The following is a 20,467-nucleotide window of genomic DNA, read 5'->3' on the forward strand; positions in this document are numbered from 1 at the left end:
TAAAAAAACTTGCAAAAAGTTTTATAATAAATATTAGTGTGATGCTTTCTGCAATCACTTTTTTTGAAGCCCTTTTATGGCTTTTTTTATATTTAAAAAATTAAGGGGTAATTATGGAACAAAATATAGAAGAACAAAACTGCAATGATTCTAAAATTTCGAATCATATAGTTAAGAAAAACACTATTTATAAAAGAACAAAAATGTCTAATTTTGGTCTTAAACTTAGTTCACTTTATACCAACATGCCTTTATACAAAATTGTTTTAATCACAATTGCTGTTGCCATATTTTTTGGTGTAATTAGCGTGTTTTTAGTTAAAAACGTTGGTATTTATAATTTTGGTCTAGCTGCTTTTGGGCAATCATTTGCTAGATTAACAAAAGTTCTTATCAAAGAAGGTTCAATGTCTTCTCAGGTAAGAAATTTAATTGACCAATTCATTTTCTGAATTGCGTACATTATTTTAAGTATTCCTATTTTTATTTTTGGTTATAAAAAAATCGGTTCTTTATTTACTAATTTAACAGTTATCTTTTTGGTTGTCTCATCTGTTGTCTCATTTTCAATTGGTCTTATTCCAGGGGCAAATGATGTGTATTTAATTGGGGATTTTAGCAATAAAGATGTTAAAGATAATCTTACTGAATGACAAAAACCATTAAGTGATTTAATCCCTCTTTCATGAAGTTATAAAGATAGTGGTAACATTATTTCATTAATGCTTTATTCAATTTTATATGGTTATTTACTTGCTTGAATTTTTGCAATCATCCAAATTATTGGTGGTACAGCAGGTGTTACAGGTGTTATTGGTGAATGATACGCAAATACAAAACAAAAATCTTTCGGTTCAATTTCTGGATATATGAACATTATTATTGTCTTAATTTGTGTCGGAATAGGATCATATCTCCCTGGTTCAATTGTACTTAAAGACGCAAATGATCCAAGAGCATGAAACTTTGAATTATATTTATCGCCTAATTTTATAGCTACAATTCTTACTAATGTTGTGTATATACTTACACTTAACAAGCTTTATCCTAAATTCAAACTTGTTAGATTAGAAATTTATTCACAAAAATGACAAGAAGTTCAAAAGGTGATTATTAACGATAGAAAAATTGTTACTGGGATTACAATCTTCAGAGCTAAAGGTGGATTTAAAGGATCAGATATTAATGTTGTGACTTCAATTGCACTTTTCAGACATGTTCTAAGATTAATTTCTGATGTTAGAAAAGTTGATAAAAACGCCTTTATTTCAGTATCGGATGTTACAAGTATTGATGGACACGTGTACTTGCCAGAAGAAAAATTTTAAATTCGTCGCTAAGGCGAATTTTTATTTTCATTCCTTGGCAAAGACATTCTCTAACCCTGCTTTTCAAAATCCCATTTTGTTGTTTAAAGCTTGACTTTGTGCATTTAAAAGTTCTTTTACAAATATTCTTTGTTGCTCATTTTTTAAATAAAAAGGTGATTTTCACTTATCAAAAGAAAAGTAAGCTACTCTTGCTAAACCATTAGTTACTAAATAATAATTAATAGAATCTTTTATATCCAAACTTTCTTTAAAAAACAAAATACCAACCTCCCTATGATACTTATCTGCCGATATTTTCAGATAAAAAATATCTTTATTGCTATTGCTTTTTATTAGCTTCATCAACTCTTTTTTAGCTACTTCACCTCACACATTTTCATACGGGGCAAAGTTTTCTTCATCGTTAATTCCAGGTTTTAATGTCTCAGGAGTGTCAATTGCAAATAATCTCACTGTTATAGTTTTGCCTTTTAACTCTATTTTAGCAGTATCTCCGTCTAAAGCTTTGAGCATCTTTACCTTTTCTAACTTAGTGCTTTGTACCTTTTGGTAAATAACAAAATCACAAGCACAAAGCAGAAAAGATCCGAAACTACACAATATCAAAAATACTCTTCTTAATAACTTTCACATATTCACCCATTATCAATATAAGTTTTTCATTAGCAAAAGGCATAAAAAATCAAATTATGAAAAAAGTAGGACTTTTTCCCTACTTTAATCTTTGTTGATAATTTCTTCTTTGATAAGGTTTAATACTTTTTCAAATGTTTGTTCTTTTTTCAGTCCATCTGTATTAACGATAAAGTATTTAACATTGTATTCTTTACAAAGTCTTTCAAAAGTTACTTTGTAAAGTCCATGGAGTCTTTTTCAATATTCTTCATTGCTGTCTCAACTTTCAATTTCGCTTTTACGGTTTCGTTCGAAAATTCTTTCTTTGAAACTTTCAAAGCTTAAATCTAGGAAGATTGCATAATCTGGTAATGCATCTTTGTTAATTAATTTGCTAGTTGCAGCTTGATATACTTCAAAAGCTTCAGGGTCAATGTCGTTAAAAGCTACTTCTCCAAAAATTAAATGCTCAACTGAAAAACGGTCTAAGAAAATAAAATCTTTTTGAGGATTCATTTTTTTATTTTCAAATTCTTCTTTGAGCTGTCTTAAGTTCCTTACATGTGAAGCCATAATGTAAGTTTCAAACGTTAAAGTTGCATGTGGTTTATGATCCAAATGTCACTTTAACATTGTGTAAAACATTTCATCGTCTTCTTCAAATTCATTTAATCTTAATGAATTTTGAAAATGGTTGTGTAAATTTGACGTTAAACTACTCTTTCCGCTACTGGTCATTCCGCTAATTGCAATTGTCATTTTAAAGTTCCTTTGTTAAATATAAATCAATAAATAATAAAAATGATATCACTAACTGAAAGCAAAAGTTATTAAATGATAAAAAATGGTAATTTTTTATTCAAAAATAAAAGATTTTTTGAATAAAACTTAAAATTTATATGTATATAAATTTTCAAGAGGTCAATAGATATGATTAAAAATAAAATAGCTGCATTAGCTACTGAACAAAGAAATGTTCGTAGCAAAAACTTTTCTTCTTTTTCAACTGAGCAAATGGTTGAAACTATTGCTTTAGAAGATTCGCTTATTGCTAATGAAATCCAAAAGCAAAAAAGGGTAATTGCAAAGCTTATAGATACCCTATATAAGCAAGTTAAAGCTGGTGGAAGATTAATTTACATCGGGGCTGGAACTAGCGGTAAAATTGGTTCTTTAGATGCAACTGAAATTCATTCTACATTTGGAGCTAAAGATAAAGTTTTCGCTCTAATTGCTGGTGGAACAGAGGCTTTATATAAACCACTAGAAGGCTTTGAAGATAGTCCTGAGCAAATCATTGATCATTTAAAAGAGCTTAATGTTACAAATAAAGATGTAATTGTAGGTTTAAGCGCTTCAGGAAGAACTCCTTATGTTATTTCAGGCCTTAAATATGCAAAAGAGCTTGGATGCAAAAATGCTTTAATTTGCAATTCTAACACCAAAATTAGCGACTTTAAAGTAGATCATATAATTTTCATTAACACAGGTCCAGAAGTTATAACAGGATCAACCAGAATGAAAGCTGCTACATCTCAAAAAATGGTATGTAACATCCTAACGACTTCACTTATGACAAAGCTTGGTTATGTTAGAGAAAACTACATGGTTAATGTAGTTCCAAACAATTTAAAACTTGAGCAAAGATGCATTAATATGATTGCAGATATAGCTAAAATTTCATATGAAGAAGCTCAAAAATCTTTTAATGTTACTCGCAATGTCGTAATTTCTCTTTATATGATTTTAGACAAATTATCCTTAGATAAAGCTAAAGCTAAATATGCCAAAAATTATCAAAATTAAAAACGGGAGCTTTTTATGCTCTCGTTTTTATCTTTAATTAGTTTCCATTGTTTGTAAGAATGGTTTTGAATTTATTTTGTAATCAACCTAAAACACTTGATAATTTAGCAAATTCTGATGCTTGTGTGTCTTTAAGGTATTCTTTCATTGCATTACCAAGAGTTTTATCTTTTGTTTGGTTTTCTGCAATAAGTAATAATGAAAGAACTTCAATTGATTTTTGAGCTTTATCTGTATTTGCTTTAAGGTTGTCTTTTGAGAATAATTTTCCATCAGCAACTAAAGTAGCAACGTGTTGTAATAACTTATTAAGTCCTTCAATGTATTTATCTTCAACTTTTGAATCTACATGGATAAAGTTTGTAAGTAAACGAATGAAGTCAACTGGGTTATAAGTACTACTTTGAGTGTCAATTGTACTATCTGTGAATCATTTATCTGATTTAATTAATTCTTCAATTAATAATCCTAAATTATCGAATGATTCTTTAATTTTGTCTGATTCTTTTGTAAATGTAAGTGCAATTAATTTAGGAAGTACAATATTTCTCATATGTTTTGGGTCGTTAATGAATTTACCACTATTTCATGCAAATTGACCGTTTGGAGTTTTGTTATAAAAAGCAATATTTGGAATGTAGTAATTAATTGTTTTAGCAAATTTTTCAACTACATTTGGTTTATATAATTTTAATCCATATACAAAACTTTCGCTAAAGTCGTTTGGTATTTGAGTCATTCATACTGCATACTCTCCACTAGCACTTGCATCGTTTTGAATATCATCTCCATTAGGAGCATAGTAATAATCTGTAAAGAATTTATCCATAAAAGTATTCATAAATTCTTTTAGTTTTTCAGCTTGAATGTTTTGATCACCATTTACAAGAAGGTTTGCAAGTTTGTTATATTGGCTAGCAACTTTTCTTATAATTTCTAAAGCTTCTTTGTTTCTTGCTGAATCTTCGTTTCTTGGGATATCTAAAAGTTTTTTAGCTTCTGTTAATCCTGTATTGTCAGATTTAGCTTCAGCAACTGCATAAACCATTAAGGCAACTGGATTAGCAATAACTTTTGTTTCCTCTTCATTAGGGTTTGTTTTTTCTTTTAATTCAAATAATTTTTGCACAACTTTTTTATCAGTTTCATTTGCAGCGCCATATGTTTTTGCAACAGCTTTTTTAGCTGTATTAACAAGGATTTGATCAACAAGTTTTTCTCTCATTGTATCAAGACCTAAATCATTTACTTTTACATTTTCAAATGAGTAACATTTTTCAACTGTACCTTTTGTTAATTTGAATGAATAATTAACTGTTGAAGAGTAAATAGATTTAACTGTAATAGTTTGACCACTAATGCTATATCCTTGTGGAGCAGTTAATGTTAATTTTGCAACTTCATCTGGTTTAATTAGTTCAATATTTTCAATTCCTGTAGTTGAATCACTTGAAGCTAAAGCTACTTTGTTAGAATCTGCATCCATTCTTTGTTCTGTTGTTTGGAATCCAGTAATTGTAACTTCTTTAGATTGTTCTTGTCCCTTAAGCGCAAGTTTTAAAGTAACTTTTAATGAACCTGCAACATCATTTGGTTCGAGTGTTAATGTTTTAGTAATGTTATTATCATCTGAATGTGTATATGTAACTGTTAATTCACCATCAGTTACTTCTGAAGCTAATTTATCTGATTTACCTTCTTCACTTGTTAATGTTACAGAAGCACTATCAATAGCTTCTTTTAATTTTTTAGCAAAATCTTCAGTTTTGAATCCTGAAATTTCAATTGTTTTGCTTGCACTTAAATCATCTTTTGTAAGTGTAAGTTTAACGCTTAATTTTCCTTCTTGTTGATTTGGAGTTAATTCTAATGATGTACTTCCAAAGCCATTTTCACTAAGAGTTACAACTAAATCTGCTTCTTGCACTTCATTTGCAAAGTGCTCAGCTTTTTGATATGTAGAATTTAATTCAACTTTTGTTTTAGCACTATTAATAATAGCATCTAATTTAGCTTGTGTTTTTAAGAAATCATTAAATGGAAATTCTTTTGCTTTTTCTTGACCTTTGTATGTAAGTTTTAAAGTAACTGTTAATGTTCCAGTTTTATCGTCAGCATTAAATGATAATTCTTTTGTAATTGCGTTTTCTGAGTCTGTATATGTAACTGTTAAATCGGATTCAGTTACACTTGAAGCTAATTTAGTTGATTTTGAAGTTTCATCAGTTAATGTTACGTTAGCACTATCAAGAGCTACTTGTAATTTAGCTGCATCTTCTTGACTTGGTGTTTTAAATCCATCAAATTCAACATCTTTAGTAGCTTCTACACCATCTTTTGAAAGTTTAATTGTAACAGTTAATTTAGCTTCATCTACATTTGCAGTTAAGGTTAAATCTGAATTACCATAAGTATCATCGCTAAGCTTTAATGTTAAATTATCTTTTTGAACTTCACTTGAAAGGTGTTCTGATCTATTGTACCCTTCTTCTAATGTAACTGTTGTTGCTTCGTTATTAATAATAGAATTTAATTTAGCTTGTGTTGTTAAGAATCCTTCAATTGTAAGTGATTTAGCTTCTTCTAATTGTTCATATCTTTCTTTGTAATTTACTACAAGTTTTCCTTCTAAATCATTTGGAACTAACACTACATCAGCAACAGTAACGCCATTTGTAGCACTTAAGTTAAGTGATTCTGTTGTAACACTTGAAGGAAGAACATTAGCTTTTGACTCTGCACTTTCATATCCGTGATGCACTTCGTGAGCTGGAAATTCTGAAACTTGTTGTTTAACTCATGCTTGAGTTTTTGTAAATTCAATTACTGGTGATAAATCGTTAGTTCTATCTTTAATTTTTAAAGTAACAACTAAGTTGTTTCCTTCACCTTTTGCTACTGAAATTTGATAGTCTTCGTATTTGTTTACAAATGTTTCACCGTTAGTAACTAATTTTTTAGTTACATAGTATTCTGTAAATTTAGCTTCATTATAGAATGATTTTTCATTAAATGTTTTATTGAATTTAGCAACATAAGCATCAATATCAGTTCCAAATTCTTCTGGATTAAGGCTAAGATTATTAACTCTATCTTGTCTATGAAGAATTTGTTCATCAAAGTAACTTGAGAAAGTATTTAAGCCAGCTAAAGTTTCAGCAGCTTTAAGGAATTTAACTGCAGTGTATACATCATTTGAACCAAGATAGGTTTCATAAAGCGCATTTCCATAGGTTACATATTTATCACCAAGCTCGCTAACTGCAAATGCAAGGTCATTGTAGTTAGTGTAAAATTCTTGGTTAAATTGAATTAATTTGTAAATGTTTCTAATGTTGTTTGTGAAGTTTTTGTCAAATTGATCTTTAGCAAATTTACCTGCATCAATTAAGTTATGGTATGCTGCAACAATTTCTTTGTAAAAGACAAATGTTTCTTCAGTTGACTGATCATGCATAAGAGCAAACATTTTAGCAATAATTAATTCCGCAACGTGACTTGGATTATCCACGTTTTTAAGTCCATAAGTCATTTTACTTTGTGGAAGTGGTGAATATTTAGTAAAGTCACTCACAAAGTAGTTAATTACTTTTGCACCTTTAGTTAAAAGTTCATTCGAAAAGCTTCCGCTTCTATTTGCTAAGTTTCTAGCTAAATATGAAGGCATTGAAATATATCAAAGTCCATATGGCCCAAATTCTTCTTGAACTTTACCTTCAACTGTATTTCCGTAGTAGTATTTAGTTAAAAGATCTTCAAAGAATCCTTCAAGGAAAGTTTTTAAAGCTTCAACTTTAAAACTTTGATCACTTGTCTCACTTTGGTTAAGTCAGTTAAGGATTAAAAGGTTTCCTTTAAGTTCGGGGAAAATTAAGCTAAGAACTGTTTTTTCATTGTTGAAGTCACGAACTTTTTGGGCTTCATCTTTGTACATTGGTGTATTATATGAAGCTAATTGTTTAAATTCTTCGTATTTGCCTAAAACATAGAAGTATGTTGCAACTTTATCTTTAGCAATTTCAACTTCTTCAGCTGTTTTATCTGCTTTGTTGATAAAAGCTAAAAGTTTGTCTTTTAAGCTAACAATTTTTGCATCTTTAGATTTAGCATCGTGAATTCTTGAGTAAATATTAAGGTATTTATTATATAAAGCATCTCCATCGCTTTGTTTTTGAATTTGGAATTCTTTATGGAATAAAAGTTTGATTCCTTCGTTTTCTAAAATAAATTGTGCTCTTACTTTACCTGTAAATGGTGAAATCATATATGAAGGTTCTAAAACATTTACCCCTTCAGTTTGTGTAGTTAAAATGAATTTTGTAATGTTTTCACGGATTGATTTAGCTTGTTCAATATTGCTATTATCTGACATTCCAAGCGCAATATTTGCAAGTGCTTGTTTAATTTTTTCAGGAGCAACAGCAAGTTTACCTGCTTCATCTAAATCAGCAAATCCACCAATTTCAACTTCCTGAGTTTCCAAGTTGAGCCTATTTTTTAGGCTTATTTTTTATACATATATCAAAGATATATGACCTAAAGAAAAAAATGTTTTTTTACTTACATTACACACATAAAATGATATAATAAGAGCATGAGTTACAGTTTATGCAAGAAAAAACAAAATGGAAAATATTATTTAGTTTTAGCTATTTCTAAAGGTTTTAAAAAAGGTTATGGAAATCAGGTTGGTCTAGGATACTGAGAAGATATCAAAGAAAAGTATGGATTATCTTCAATTGAAGATATGAAAGAAATAGCAAAAAAAGTAGATACATCTTTAGATAAAGCTATTGCAAAAGAAGAATTTTTTAAATTATTAAAACCCACTTCTGTAAAAACAAGTATCCAAAATATTGGAGTTGATTTAATTTATAAAGTTATTAAAGAATTAGATTTATTTTCAGTATTGCCAAAAAGTAAACATAAATCGTTAGAAGAGGTTTTGGAATTTTTCATAGCAACTAGAATTATCCTTCCAAGAAGCTATATGTCACAATATAAAAATAAAAGCGATTTTATAAATGATATTAATGTTAAAAAATCATCAATATATAACTATCTTGATGTTATTTTTGAAAATAAGAACTCTGTTTTAGTCAATTTATTTCAAAAAATAAATGAATTTACAAATCGCAATAATAAAGTTATTCACTTCGATAACACAACAGTTTATTTTGAAAGCTTTACAAGAGAAGGGATGAGAAAAAACGGTTTTTCAAAAGACGGAAAACACAATGAAGATCAAGTAGTCATAGCAATGGCTGTAGACGAAAACGGAATACCAATACACTATAAAGTTTTCCCAGGTAACACGGCTGATGGTAAAACAATGTTATCCTTCGTTTTAGAACTTCAATCAATCTATAAAATAAAGGATATTACAATAGTTGCAGATCGTGGAATAAATAACAACGCAAACTTACGTTTCCTAGAACAAAAAGGAATTAAATATATATTCCAAAAAAGATTAGATACATTAAGTATTGGGATGAAAAAATTCATTCTTGAAGACAAACATTATGTTTTTAGAGATGAAATGTTTTGAAAAGAACAAATTGTTGAATCTGTTTGAAATAAAAATAGATTTAATGGTAAATACAGAAAATGATGTGTGTTTTTCAGTCCTGGGAAAAAGACTTTAGATAAATTAAAAAGAAATAATTTTATTGATAAATTGAATAAGAAAACTGTAAATGGAGAACTGCCACTTAGTTCTTTAGTTCCAGAATATAAAAAGAAATATATGGACATTGATGGCAAAACAGTGGGTAAATTAAATTGAGAGAAAATTAAGAAAAAAGAATCTGAAGATGGTTTTTACATTATTGAAACCAATATTCTAGATTTAACACCAGAAAAAGCTAATGAAATTTACAGAAAACAATGAAAAGTAGAAGAAAATTTCAGAACATTAAAATCTTCTTTACAAGTTAGACCTGTTTTTGTTCATAATGAACAGCATATACTTGCACATCTTTTATTATGTTTCATTGCTCTTGTTGTTTTAAAATACTGTCTTTATAAATTAAAGAAATATTATGAAATCAATGGAGAAATACAAAAAGTGACGTTAGATTTATTTGTGGATTCATTAAGAATGATGACTATAACAAAAAAAGAAGTAAATGGAAAAGTGGTACAAGAAATAATTAATGATTTGGATGAAAACCACAAAGAAAATATAAAAATTTATAAAGATTTCATCGCATGTATGAGTTAATTCTATGTGTGTAATTTTAAATGTAAAAAAACGAATACACCTTATTTATAGCTGTATTCGTTTTTTATAGTGTCTCAACTTGGAAACTCAGGAATAAAAGTTTGATTCCTTCGTTTTCTAAAATAAATTGTGCTCTTACTTTACCTGTAAATGGTGAAATCATATATGAAGGTTCTAAAACATTTACCCCTTCAGTTTGTGTAGTTAAAATGAATTTTGTAATGTTTTCACGGATTGATTTAGCTTGTTCAATATTGCTATTATCTGACATTCCAAGCGCAATATTTGCAAGTGCTTGTTTAATTTTTTCAGGAGCAACAGCAAGTTTACCTGCTTCATCTAAATCAGCAAATCCACCAATTTCAACTTCTTTTGTATTTTCAGTAGCGCCTTCACCATCTTTAATTTTGAATGACACTTTTAAGGTTGTGTTATTTACTACTGTAAGAGCTAAATTAGCAACTTCGCTTGAAATATCAGCTCCGTTGTACATAAAAGTAAGATCTTCTTTTTTTACAAAATCAGCTGATTTTGTAGCTTTATCAAATTCAGATTTAAGACCTACTTTAACAAATTCAAGTTTAGCATCTTACTCTTTAAATCCTTCCATGTTTGGATAATCTAAAGTCACAGAAGTTGATTTAATATCGTATTTTTCGTTTCCTTCAAGTTTTTTAGAAAGATCAACTACATAAAAATTTAATTTTAATTTTGAGTTAACAATTTCGGCAGTTGTGTAGTATCCGTAAAAAGAAATAAATAATTTGTTCTCGTTAGTTACAAAGTTTGGTAATGTGTTTTGTATTAAAAGTGCTGAATTGCTGATGTATGATTGATCAATTGCATCAGTATCGTTATCACGATTGAACGGTAATTTGTTTGTTGAAGACTTAAAGGTTTTGTTGTACTCTTTAACAAAATCAATAATCGGTGTTTTATTTGCTTTTGTTAAATTAAGTTTGATGTTTTTGAAAATAGAATCAATAGCAATTGCTTTTGATTGTTTTTCGTACTCATTTTCAACTTTTGTATCAAGACCTGGTTTATTTGAAGGTAATGATCAAGTATCTCCACCACTATTTTGGTTAACTGATTTAAAATCACATGAAGCGAAAAATAAACTAGTTGCTAAAATTGATGAAGATGTTGCTAATGTTAATTTAACAAGTTTCTTTGACTTTGACATAATATTATCCCCCTTTTTGTCTTACTTTTACATTAAATCACACGTTGTGTTTTTCACCATTGTAATCAGCAATTGAGTTGTACATATCAACTCTCATACCCTTAAGTTCTGGTGAAGCAAATACTTCAGCACTATCTTTAATATTTGCGTATTTAATTTTTGGGTTAGTTACTTTTCTTACTCCAGCATCTGAGTAATCTGGTTTTGATCCGTATTGAACTTCAATATCAGCGCCAAAGATTACATATGAGTTTTTGCTTGAGTAATCTGATGAGCTAACTACTTCTCAAGAATTATCATCTTTAACTTTAATTACCATTGTTGTAGGTTCAAAGAAGTGAATTTTTCCAATTCCGTCAATATCAATTCCTTTTTCGGTTTTTTCTTTGTATTCTTGATCTACACCAAATCTAACTCTAGCTTCAATTTGTTCCACAAATGAAGAAACAAAGTAGTATTTCTCACTTCCTTTGGTGTATCTTGCCACGATGTAATCACGATTGTTTGTAAGGATTTCAAAGTTGTTAAGAACTTTTTTGTACTTATCTAATTTACTTGCATCATAGTTTGGAATTTGTGAGTAAGCAAACTTTTCGCTAGCTGCATCCACGTGTTTCATTGCAAGGTATACAAAATCATTTGATAATTTATCAGGTTTTTTCTGTAACGTTAACGTATCATTTGCAATCACTGCGTATTTAGAATTTGTTGCTTTTCTAGCTTCAATATTTTCCTCTTTACCAGTTAAGATCATGTATGCATTAGTTTCTTTAGAAATGTTATCTCTAATAATGTAATTTTGAAGGTATTTGTTATCATTTAATTTAACTTTTTCAAGTGAAATATTACCATCTGTACGTGAACCATCTTTAGTTAATTTTCTAACTTCAATGTTTGTGAAAATACCTTTTCCATCTGCAGTTGGACGTTTAGCATCTTTATCATTTTGATCAACATTTCCAACAACGATTAATTGACCATCAATCATGAAGTATGCTTTGTAGGTAGCAAGTGAATTATTTCAGTTAGATACACGAGCTTTAACAAATCCAAGACCATCTTTTAAAATACCATTGTTGTATGAATGATTGGTTCTAAGTGAGATAGATTCTTCAATAAATTTACGTTTATTTTCAAGATTTTTAAGCATTGTGTTGTAAGCATTTTTAGCTTGCTCAATAGCTGCTTGTTCAGCAGGAACATCACTTTTTCATCTTTCTGGATTAACTCCATATTTAGAAATAATGTCTTTATTAAATTCGAATCTATCAATGTCATCAAATTGTGTTGCGTGGAACACACTAGTTCCAGGAATTCTATCACGTTCTACAGTTAAGTAGAAATTATCAGCATATGGTTCATTATTTGCTTCAGTATGAAGAAGCACAGCACCATCTGTGTAGTAATATGAATCTACGTTTTCACCTAAAGTAGCTTCAGTAAATCCAATTTTGTTTCCATGGAATGCGATGTTAATCATAAAGTCATTAACACCATTTTCATTTGTGTGTTTTCAAACATAACGATCTTGTGCTTTTGAAAATACCATTCCATTATTTTCAAGCGCTAAATCAACTCCACCACTAACATTTGGTTTAGTTTTATCGTTAAATGCACTTGCTGATGGTTGTTTGTATTCTGAGTTATAAATTGTTTCGTAGTATCTTCAATCAATTGCAGCTCTAGCTGCATCAACTTCAGCTTGATTATCAGTTCAATCAGCTAAATATTCATTTGGTTTGTTGTTTTTATAATCATCAGTATATCTTTTTAATCTTGTGATAAACACTGATCTAACTTTATATTTTCCACCAATTTTGTCAATATCTTCAGCACTAAAGTGTCCAACTTGTTCTTTAATGAACTTACGTAATTTTCCTCTGTAAGCAATTGGAGCATATTCATCATCAAAGAATGTTAAAGCACCTAAAATGTTAAGTCCTTTTTGCTTATCTGAGTAATTATCACGAGCAATTGAACGTCCATTTAAACCATCTGAAATAGAAGCTTTATACATATATGGCATAAGTGAAAGTTCGATAAATTGGTAAAGTTTTTGGAAACGTCTATCTTCTGAAAGATCTAAAACAGTTCCTTTAAAGTATGAAACAATGTCAGCCATACCTGTGAAAAGCACTTCACCATAGCTTCCTGTATATGGAAGGTTATCGTGTTGGATAAATGAACCATCGTAGTAGAATCCATCTAAATGATTAACAAATTCTCTAAATAAGTTGTCATATAAAGCTTCAATTGCATCATTGATTTTGTCTTGGTTTTGACCTAAGATGTTTGCAAGAAGAATCGGCTTGGCATTATCGATAACGTTAGCACCAGTTTGAAGACGTTTTTTAGTAACTGGGACGAAGTTTAAAATAGCTGTTTTTGCAGCTCCACCATAACGAGCGTTAGGTAAAAAGTAGTTAATTCCACCAGTTCATGATTTTAATTTAGCTTCATATCTAGAAGCAAGAGCTTTATCATTAGAAGTAAGTTCATCATTGTACACTTTGAAAAGAACAACCATAAGTTTAGTTAAATCACGAGGAATTCCAATTTCGTAGAATCATCAGTTAACAAATTGTTGTTGCCCTTCAAAGAAGTAGTTTTTAGCAAGGTCATCCATAATTGCTGTAATGATGTTTTTAAGCTCTTCTGAATGGTATCAAGGGTTCTCTTTACCTGAAGAGTTTCTTTCAAGTAAGTAACTTTGAGCTAAAATAAGTAATTTTTGAACTGCGGTTCTTACATACTGAGCATCTGAATAACCGGGTTCTTTAATTGTTCCTTTTTCAAGGTCTTTAAGTTGTTGTTTTTCTTTTCTATAAATAAGATCATTAGCTTGTTGGATTGCTAAATCTTCACGGTTTTTTCTTTTAAGCGCAATTTCTTGAGCTGTATCAGTAGCTTCAATTGTTACACCATTATCAAAAGTTGATGCATAGTAAAAGTTTGCAAGTGGGTTTTTTGCAAAAACACCTACATTGTATTTTTTGATGATTTTATCTGATCAGCTAATTGCGTTATTAAGGTCTTTAATTGATTTTTCATCAAGGTTAGAAAGTGGTGTATCACCACTTGTGTATTCATCACTTAAATAAGCTGTTCCTTGTGAAACTAAAATGTTATTAACAATTTTGTTGTATTGTTCAAGTGTAAGAATTTCGTATTTTTTAAACCCATCAATTTTAACGGTCATTTCACCGCTAAGTCCTGATTTATCTCTAGCTTCAATATACACATATAAAGTTCTTGAGTATTTTTTAATTGTTTCAAGAATTTCAACTTTTACTGCATCTTTTTTATTATTCGCAGCTCCATTATATTTAGCTAAAAGTTCATCGTGCATTTGTAATGAGATAAATTTATCTGGATTTTGCTCATCATTTGCTTGTTTAATTGTTTTTTCTTCTAAAAGTTGCATTACATCTAATTGAGACTCTTGTTTTGAAAGAGTGCTTGCATCAAGAATGTATTGGAAATCTGAAGGTACTTCTTCATTATCTCAGTATAAGTATGAATAAAGCATTTTCATTTTCTCATTAGCATCAACACCGTTGATTACATTTGCAGCAACTATAGCATTAACTGAAGCAACAGCTTCTTCGTTTTTTGTATAAGTCATGTATTTTTGAAGGTCTTTAGCATATTTTGGAATAGGAACTCCATAGACATTGGCTTTATTTCATTTATATGTAACACCTGTATTATCAGTACATGAAATAGTAGTAGCAGCAATAGCAACTGGAGAAATTGCAGAAAGACTTAAAAATAATTTAGTTTTTCTTTTCATAATCTTACCTTTCTATTTTGCTTGATTTATTTGCAACTGAAGTGATTTCATCTCATGAAGCGTTGTTGTTATCACCTTCAAAGATATTTTTGATTGCATAAGCATTACGAGCGTTTTTGATAATTGATTCATTATCCAAGTTTTTAAGAAGTGAGCTTAAAAATGCTCCCGCAAATGAATCACCTGAACCAATTGGATATTTGTCATTATATGTAACATAATCAGTTTCATAAAATTGACCATCTTTATATAAAAGACCTTTAACATGAGCTTTATCATCTTTTTTGAATTTAAATGGCGTAGTTACTACTTTAATATTTGGATAGTTTTGAATCATTTGTGATACTGCATTTGCAAAATACTCTTTTGAAATCTCGCCAACTACTGGTGTGTAAGTATCTTCAATTCAACCAATAACTACATCACTAAGAGCCACAAATGGCTGTGAAACCTCTTTAAATTGCTCAAAGCTATCTCAAAGTTTGCTACGGTAATTTAAATCAAATACAATTGTTATATTTTTGCTTTTGGCTTGCTCTAATAACTTAAGTAAATAAGCATTAAAAGCATCATTAATTGCGATTGTAATTCCAGAAACATAAATAATAGCAACATCTTTTAAGATGTTTTCAAACTTAGGTTCTAGATCCTTAATAAGTGCATATGAGCTGTATTTACGGTCATAAAATACTTTTAAGTTATTAAAATCGGTTTTGTCGATTGTGTAATAAGTTCCAACTCTACCTTCAGAGTGAATTGATATATTTTCGACATTGTTAATTTTTAAATGTGCATTAATAGCTTTAGCAAAAAAGCTATTAAAATCATACACAGTTAAATATTTTGAGCTTCCTGTTCAATTTCCAACGTTAGAAGCTACATTTAAAGAATCTCCACCAACATAAAAATTAAGTTGGTTGCTTTCTAATGAACTATTTTTTGATGTAGAAAGTCTAACTAAGACTTCACCAATTGAAAGAAGTTTACCCTGTAATTTTGGTAACATATGCTTTGGCACTTTGAACTTTTTCTTCTGGAGTGCTTCCTGAAATTAAATTTCCACCAACAGAGACAGCTATGCTGCCTGCTTTAAGTCAATCTAAACAGTTTTCTAAACTAACTCCACCTGATGGCATAAATTTAAGATATGGGCACACTTTAGTTAAAGCTGAAATGTAATTTGGACCAAGAGTGTTTGAAGGGAATACCTTTAAAACTTTTGCACCCTTAAAATAAGCATTTAAAGCTTCATTAGGGGTAAATACTCCTGGAATATATAAAACTTCGTTTGCGTTACATCAAGCAAGAACTTCTTCATTAAAAATTGGAGAAACAATAAAATCTGGTTTTTCGTTTTTAACGCTTTCAAGGTTTTCCGTTGTAATTACAGTTCCAAAACCAAGTGAAACTTCTGGATAAATAGCCTTGATTTCACGATAAATACGAACATATTCTGGACAAGTGAGTGTAATTTCGATTTGTTTAACACCACCACTAATGGCAGCAACTATATTGTCGTAAGCTTTTTGATAGCTATTTTCACGAATTACTGCTACTAATTTATCTTGTGATAATTTAGTAATAAGATTATCTAACGTGATAATCAACCTCCATCAACTGGAATAATTGCTCCATTAATATAGTCACTAGCTTTAGATGCTAAAAATACGATTGTTCCCATAAGTTCTTCAGTTTTTCCTCAGTGCCCTGCTGGGATTCTTGATAAAATTTCAGCATTTCTTTTTTCATCAGCTCTAATAGGTGCTGTGTTTGCTGTTTCAATGTATCCTGGAGCAATTGCGTTAACTTGAATGTTTTCGCTTGCAAGCTCGTTAGCAAAAGCTTTTGTAAGTCCAGCTACAGCGTGTTTACTTGCTGTATATGCTGGTACGAATTTTCCACCTTGGAAAGCAAGCATAGAGGCAACGTTAATAATTTTTCCTCCACCTTGTTTTTTCATAACATTAGCAACTTTTTGACTTAAGAATCAAACAGCGTTTAAGTTAATGTCAATAACTCTGTGTCATGATGTTTCTGAATATTCAAGAAGTGGTTCACGAATAATTGTTCCTGCGTTGTTAATTAAAACATCAATTCTTCCGAATTTTTCTAATGTTTTTTCAACAAGTGCGTCAACATCTTCTTTAAGAGTTAAGTTTCCTTGAACAAGTAAAAGTTCAACATTATTTGAATTACAGAATTCTTGAATTTCTGTTACGTTAGCATCAAAGTGGCTAACTACAAGTTTAGCACCTGCATTACCTAAAGCTTTAGCATAAGCAAGTCCAAGACCTGTGTTACCACCAGTTACGATGATAACTTTGTCTTTAATAGAAAAATAATCTAAATTAAACATTTTTATTTACCTTTCTTATTAGCATGAACTTCTTGTGCAATTTTTTCATTAAAGTAACCGATGATGTAATTACGGTTTACTTTCACAACTGTTTTATCTGCGATTTTAATGAAATAAATTTGTCCTTGTTTTTCTGTAACTTCCCCAAAAATACCTGATGCAAGTAAAACTTCATCTCCAGGTTTGATTTTTTTAAGTAAAGCTAATTTGGTTTCTTCATCCTTTTCCATTTTTTTCTTTCTAAGAATTGGAAATACGAATAATTGACAAATTACAAATGCAAGAAATAAGAAGGCAAAAATTCCACCAAGCACAAAAAAGGCGATTAATAAAGGCGAATAATTTCCTCCTGTATTAGTTGCTGCGCTAGCAGCTTGAGTTGCTTGTTCAAAAAATGCGTGTATCATGCTAATTTACTCCTATCTATTTATTGATTAATTGAAGATGTTTTGCATTGAGAAACGGTTTAAGTTTTCAAATTTTTCTTTGCAGTATGCAACCATTTCATTGTGATCTGCAGCACCGATAATTCTTGCTTTAAATGTAATATCTAACATCAATGCTGGTGAAAGACCTGCATAAACAAGAACATTGTTTCCTGATTTTTTAGCAAGAAGATCCACAATTGTTACGTGTGGGCTTCCACCTGGAAGATCACACGTAACAATTGTAGGTTCTCCTTTTGCAAAGTATGCTTCAAGTTCTGTACGAACTTTTTCAATTGGGTTTTCATTGCTGATGTGGAATGTTTCAATTCCTTCTTCGAATCCACCAACAAATTCTAAGAATGACTTAGTTCCTTCTGGATATTTTGAATGTCCTAAAATTAAAATATTGTATGTCATGTGATTATGCTCCTAAAATTCCGAATACACCACATGTCAATCCAACTAAAATTGTAACGATAATAACTTTATATGGTGTTCATTTGTATTTTGTTACTGCCATGTAAATGAAGATAACTCATGCTCCTGAAGCAAGGTAAGGCATAATGTTGTTGAAAATTTCTCTAACTGAAACTGTTTTAATTTCAAATCCTTGTGATCCAGCATCAAGTCTTTGAGCAAATTCAAGAGCTGGGTTAACTTTTGTAAGTCTTACTGCAAGGGCAACAATAATAGCAACCCCAATCATTGAAGAAATACGGATGATTGTTTGCATTTGTGTAGCAAGTTTTGAAATAACTTTTTCCCCAAGTTTGTATCCTAAAATACCAAGTGAAAGTCTAACTGTAATTAAAATTGCGTTCATTCCTAAAAGGAAAACGATAGGTCCAAGAATTTCTCCAGTTTGAGCAAATCCAATTGCAATAATAGAAATAAGTGGGAAAATAGCAAATTGTGTAAGTGAATCACCAATACCAGCAAGAGGTCCCATAAGAGACATTTTAATGGTTCTAGCATCATCAAGTGATTGTCCTGATGCAAGAAGTGATAAGTGAACTGATGTAATAAGAGTAATTGTTTGTGAGTTTGAGTTAAAGAACTCTAAGTTAGCAATAACTGCTTTTTTAAGGTTTTCACCTTTTCCATAAATTCTTTTAAGAGCTGGGTAAATAACGTTTGCATATCCAATACCTTGGAAGTTTGCATAGTTAAATCCGTTTTGAAGTAAATATGAACGAAGTGAAATTCAAATAAATAATCAAATAGATAATTTTTTGCTTGAATCAAGTGTGTTATCAGCTTGAATTTGAACAAATTCTTTGTTATTAGATTCCATCTTCATACTCTCCTTCCGCGTTTTGTTTATTTGAATGTACTTGCACAGGAGCTGCTGCTTGAGCTTTTAATTTGTCTAAGTCTAAAATCTTTGTAAGTGACATGATAATAAGAACAAAGGCTGAAACTGCAATAGCAAGTCCTAAGATTGAGAATTGTGTTTTTGTAGCAACTGCAATAGCTTCAAAAACAAGTGTTAAGAAGTACCCAAGTAAAGCAAATCCAAGGTATTCTTTTTTAAGCATAACTTTAAGAATAAGAGCAAATCCAAGGGCTGGAAGCATTCCTCCGGCTACTCTAAATCCTGTTCTTAATCAATCTGGTAAGTTGTTTGCGACACCAGATAAGAAGTTGGCACTAAATCCAACAACTGTACCAAAGGCGAACGTTACAACCATTAACACGATAAGTGTTAAGTTTGAGTATAAGCTAAATAATCTAAATTTTCCTTTTTCAACAGCTTTTGTAGCTAATTGACTCATTGGTGACATAGCTGTGAAAAGAAGTGTAATTAAAAGTTGCATTAAGATTCCAACTGGAACACTATATCCAATGAAAACCCCTGCGTCTGTAATAGTCATAAGTTGCATTCTTCCGTCAATAATTGGTTGAGCCGAAAGAGCAACAACTGGTGCGAAAATTCCGGGAGCAATTGGATCTGGTGGTCTAACCCCTCCTTGCGAAATTCCGAACCCAAGTCAAACTGTTTGACCTGCAGCACCAACAACAATAGCGTTTGCTAATGCACCAGGTGTACCACTTAAAATAACACCAATACCAGTTGCATAAATAATAGGTGTTGCTGTATAGTTACCTAAAAGAGTACCAGTAACAGCAATTGCTGCTCATAAACCAATAAATAAAGCCTGAGCTGGAGTTATTTCGATTAAATATTGCATATTGGCAATCCTTTCTATAAATTAATAAATAATAAATTGTGAATTTAAAAATTAATCTTCAATTAATTTTGCGGTTTCAACTAAACCTTTTGTAACTCCTGGAAGACTTTGTGTGTTAAATAAAACACCCATTTCTACCATTTCTTTAATCATTCTTCTTTCATCAGCACTTAAGTTAACAGATGAAGTAATTTTTTTACGATCTTCACGTGTATGTGTATTTCCAATGTTAATTTCTTTAATTGGTAAACCTGCTTTAACAAGTTTGTACATACTTTCGATATCTTTAGCAACTAAATAGAATTTTTGTCATTCAGATGCTTTTGGTCAAATTTCTACTAATTTATCAAGAGCGTAGAAACTAATTCTAACCCCTTGAGGAACTGTAGTTTTCATTAAATCTTGTTGTAATTGGTTTGTTGATGCTTCATCATTAGCAATGATAACTGAGTTTGCACCATTAACTTTCATTCATAATGATGCTTGTCCATGCATAAGTCTTTCATCAACTCTTGCGTGAATAATTTCTGCCATTTT

General features: G+C 30.2%; 17 protein-coding genes. 3 read left to right on the top strand and 14 right to left on the bottom strand.

Annotation, left to right across the window (positions count from 1 at the left end; all coding sequences use genetic code 4):
* The first annotated feature begins 113 nt into the window (after positions 1-113).
* A complete protein-coding gene (locus tag EXC51_RS00910) occupies positions 114-1,328 on the top strand; it encodes a DUF2179 domain-containing protein (RefSeq protein WP_129620103.1) in 1,215 nt (404 codons plus the stop codon).
* A 21-nt stretch (positions 1,329-1,349) separates the two neighbouring features.
* Here the strand turns inward: EXC51_RS00910 and EXC51_RS00915 are convergent, their stop codons facing one another.
* Together EXC51_RS00915 and EXC51_RS00920 are read right to left on the bottom strand one after the other, a co-directional pair.
* Positions 1,350-1,844, bottom strand: coding sequence for a thermonuclease family protein (locus EXC51_RS00915; RefSeq protein ID WP_165001807.1), 495 nt, complete (start codon positions 1,842-1,844; stop codon positions 1,350-1,352).
* A 204-nt stretch (positions 1,845-2,048) separates the two neighbouring features.
* Positions 2,049-2,705 carry a deoxynucleoside kinase gene (locus EXC51_RS00920; protein WP_129620105.1) on the bottom strand — a complete coding sequence of 219 codons (657 nt, stop codon included), beginning with the start codon at positions 2,703-2,705 and terminating at the stop codon, positions 2,049-2,051.
* Positions 2,706-2,876: 171 nt separating this feature from the next.
* On the opposite strand from EXC51_RS00920, the gene EXC51_RS00925 reads away from it, so the two are divergent.
* On the top strand, positions 2,877-3,752 hold the full coding sequence (locus tag EXC51_RS00925) for an N-acetylmuramic acid 6-phosphate etherase (RefSeq protein ID WP_129620106.1): 876 nt from the start codon (positions 2,877-2,879) through the stop codon (positions 3,750-3,752).
* Between the two features lie 37 nt (positions 3,753-3,789).
* On the opposite strand, the gene EXC51_RS00930 is transcribed toward EXC51_RS00925, so the two are convergent.
* Positions 3,790-8,235 carry a lipoprotein 17-related variable surface protein gene (locus tag EXC51_RS00930; RefSeq protein ID WP_129620107.1) on the bottom strand — a complete coding sequence of 1,482 codons (4,446 nt, stop codon included), beginning with the start codon at positions 8,233-8,235 and terminating at the stop codon, positions 3,790-3,792.
* 111 nt (positions 8,236-8,346) lie between these two features.
* Here EXC51_RS00930 and EXC51_RS00935 point away from each other — a divergent pair, with 111 nt between their 5' ends.
* Positions 8,347-9,975, top strand: a complete 1,629-nt coding sequence (locus EXC51_RS00935) for an IS1634 family transposase (RefSeq protein WP_129619975.1) — start codon at positions 8,347-8,349, stop codon at positions 9,973-9,975.
* Positions 9,976-10,039: 64 nt separating this feature from the next.
* Here the strand turns inward: EXC51_RS00935 and EXC51_RS00940 are convergent, their stop codons facing one another.
* The 11 genes from EXC51_RS00940 to EXC51_RS00990 form a co-directional block, all read right to left on the bottom strand.
* Positions 10,040-10,468 carry a hypothetical protein gene (locus EXC51_RS00940; protein ID WP_129620108.1) on the bottom strand — a complete coding sequence of 143 codons (429 nt, stop codon included), beginning with the start codon at positions 10,466-10,468 and terminating at the stop codon, positions 10,040-10,042.
* A gap of 96 nt (positions 10,469-10,564) precedes the next feature.
* The gene (locus tag EXC51_RS00945; protein ID WP_129620109.1) at positions 10,565-11,161 is read right to left on the bottom strand and encodes a hypothetical protein; all 597 of its coding nucleotides are present in this window, start codon (positions 11,159-11,161) and stop codon (positions 10,565-10,567) included.
* A 4-nt stretch (positions 11,162-11,165) separates the two neighbouring features.
* The gene (locus EXC51_RS00950; protein ID WP_129620110.1) at positions 11,166-14,954 is read right to left on the bottom strand and encodes a sugar isomerase; all 3,789 of its coding nucleotides are present in this window, start codon (positions 14,952-14,954) and stop codon (positions 11,166-11,168) included.
* A gap of 4 nt (positions 14,955-14,958) precedes the next feature.
* Positions 14,959-15,960 (bottom strand): PfkB family carbohydrate kinase, encoded by a 1,002-nt coding sequence (locus EXC51_RS00955; RefSeq protein ID WP_129620111.1) that lies wholly within the window; start codon positions 15,958-15,960, stop codon positions 14,959-14,961.
* A complete protein-coding gene (locus EXC51_RS00960) occupies positions 15,938-16,561 on the bottom strand; it encodes a bifunctional 4-hydroxy-2-oxoglutarate aldolase/2-dehydro-3-deoxy-phosphogluconate aldolase (RefSeq protein WP_129620112.1) in 624 nt (207 codons plus the stop codon). The genes EXC51_RS00955 and EXC51_RS00960 overlap by 23 nt, the downstream gene beginning before the upstream one ends.
* Positions 16,546-17,310 (bottom strand): 2-dehydro-3-deoxy-D-gluconate 5-dehydrogenase KduD, encoded by a 765-nt coding sequence (kduD, locus tag EXC51_RS00965; protein ID WP_129620113.1) that lies wholly within the window; start codon positions 17,308-17,310, stop codon positions 16,546-16,548. The genes EXC51_RS00960 and kduD overlap by 16 nt, the downstream gene beginning before the upstream one ends.
* A 2-nt stretch (positions 17,311-17,312) precedes the next feature.
* Positions 17,313-17,717, bottom strand: coding sequence for a preprotein translocase subunit YajC (locus EXC51_RS00970; protein WP_129620114.1), 405 nt, complete (start codon positions 17,715-17,717; stop codon positions 17,313-17,315).
* A 27-nt stretch (positions 17,718-17,744) separates the two neighbouring features.
* On the bottom strand, positions 17,745-18,155 hold the full coding sequence (locus EXC51_RS00975; RefSeq protein ID WP_129620115.1) for a hypothetical protein: 411 nt from the start codon (positions 18,153-18,155) through the stop codon (positions 17,745-17,747).
* A gap of 4 nt (positions 18,156-18,159) precedes the next feature.
* Positions 18,160-19,032, bottom strand: coding sequence for a PTS system mannose/fructose/sorbose family transporter subunit IID (locus EXC51_RS00980; RefSeq protein WP_129620116.1), 873 nt, complete (start codon positions 19,030-19,032; stop codon positions 18,160-18,162).
* Positions 19,022-19,930: a PTS sugar transporter subunit IIC gene (locus tag EXC51_RS00985; protein ID WP_223211644.1), complete on the bottom strand. Its 909-nt coding sequence runs from the start codon at positions 19,928-19,930 to the stop codon at positions 19,022-19,024. Before EXC51_RS00985 ends, EXC51_RS00980 begins: the two co-directional genes overlap by 11 nt.
* A gap of 51 nt (positions 19,931-19,981) precedes the next feature.
* Positions 19,982-20,464 carry a PTS sugar transporter subunit IIB gene (locus EXC51_RS00990; protein ID WP_129620117.1) on the bottom strand — a complete coding sequence of 161 codons (483 nt, stop codon included), beginning with the start codon at positions 20,462-20,464 and terminating at the stop codon, positions 19,982-19,984.
* Positions 20,465-20,467: the final 3 nt, after the last annotated feature.

It is taken from the genome of Mycoplasmopsis gallinacea (assembly GCF_900660495.1).
GTDB lineage: Bacteria > Bacillota_I > Bacilli_A > Mycoplasmatales > Metamycoplasmataceae > Mycoplasmopsis > Mycoplasmopsis gallinacea.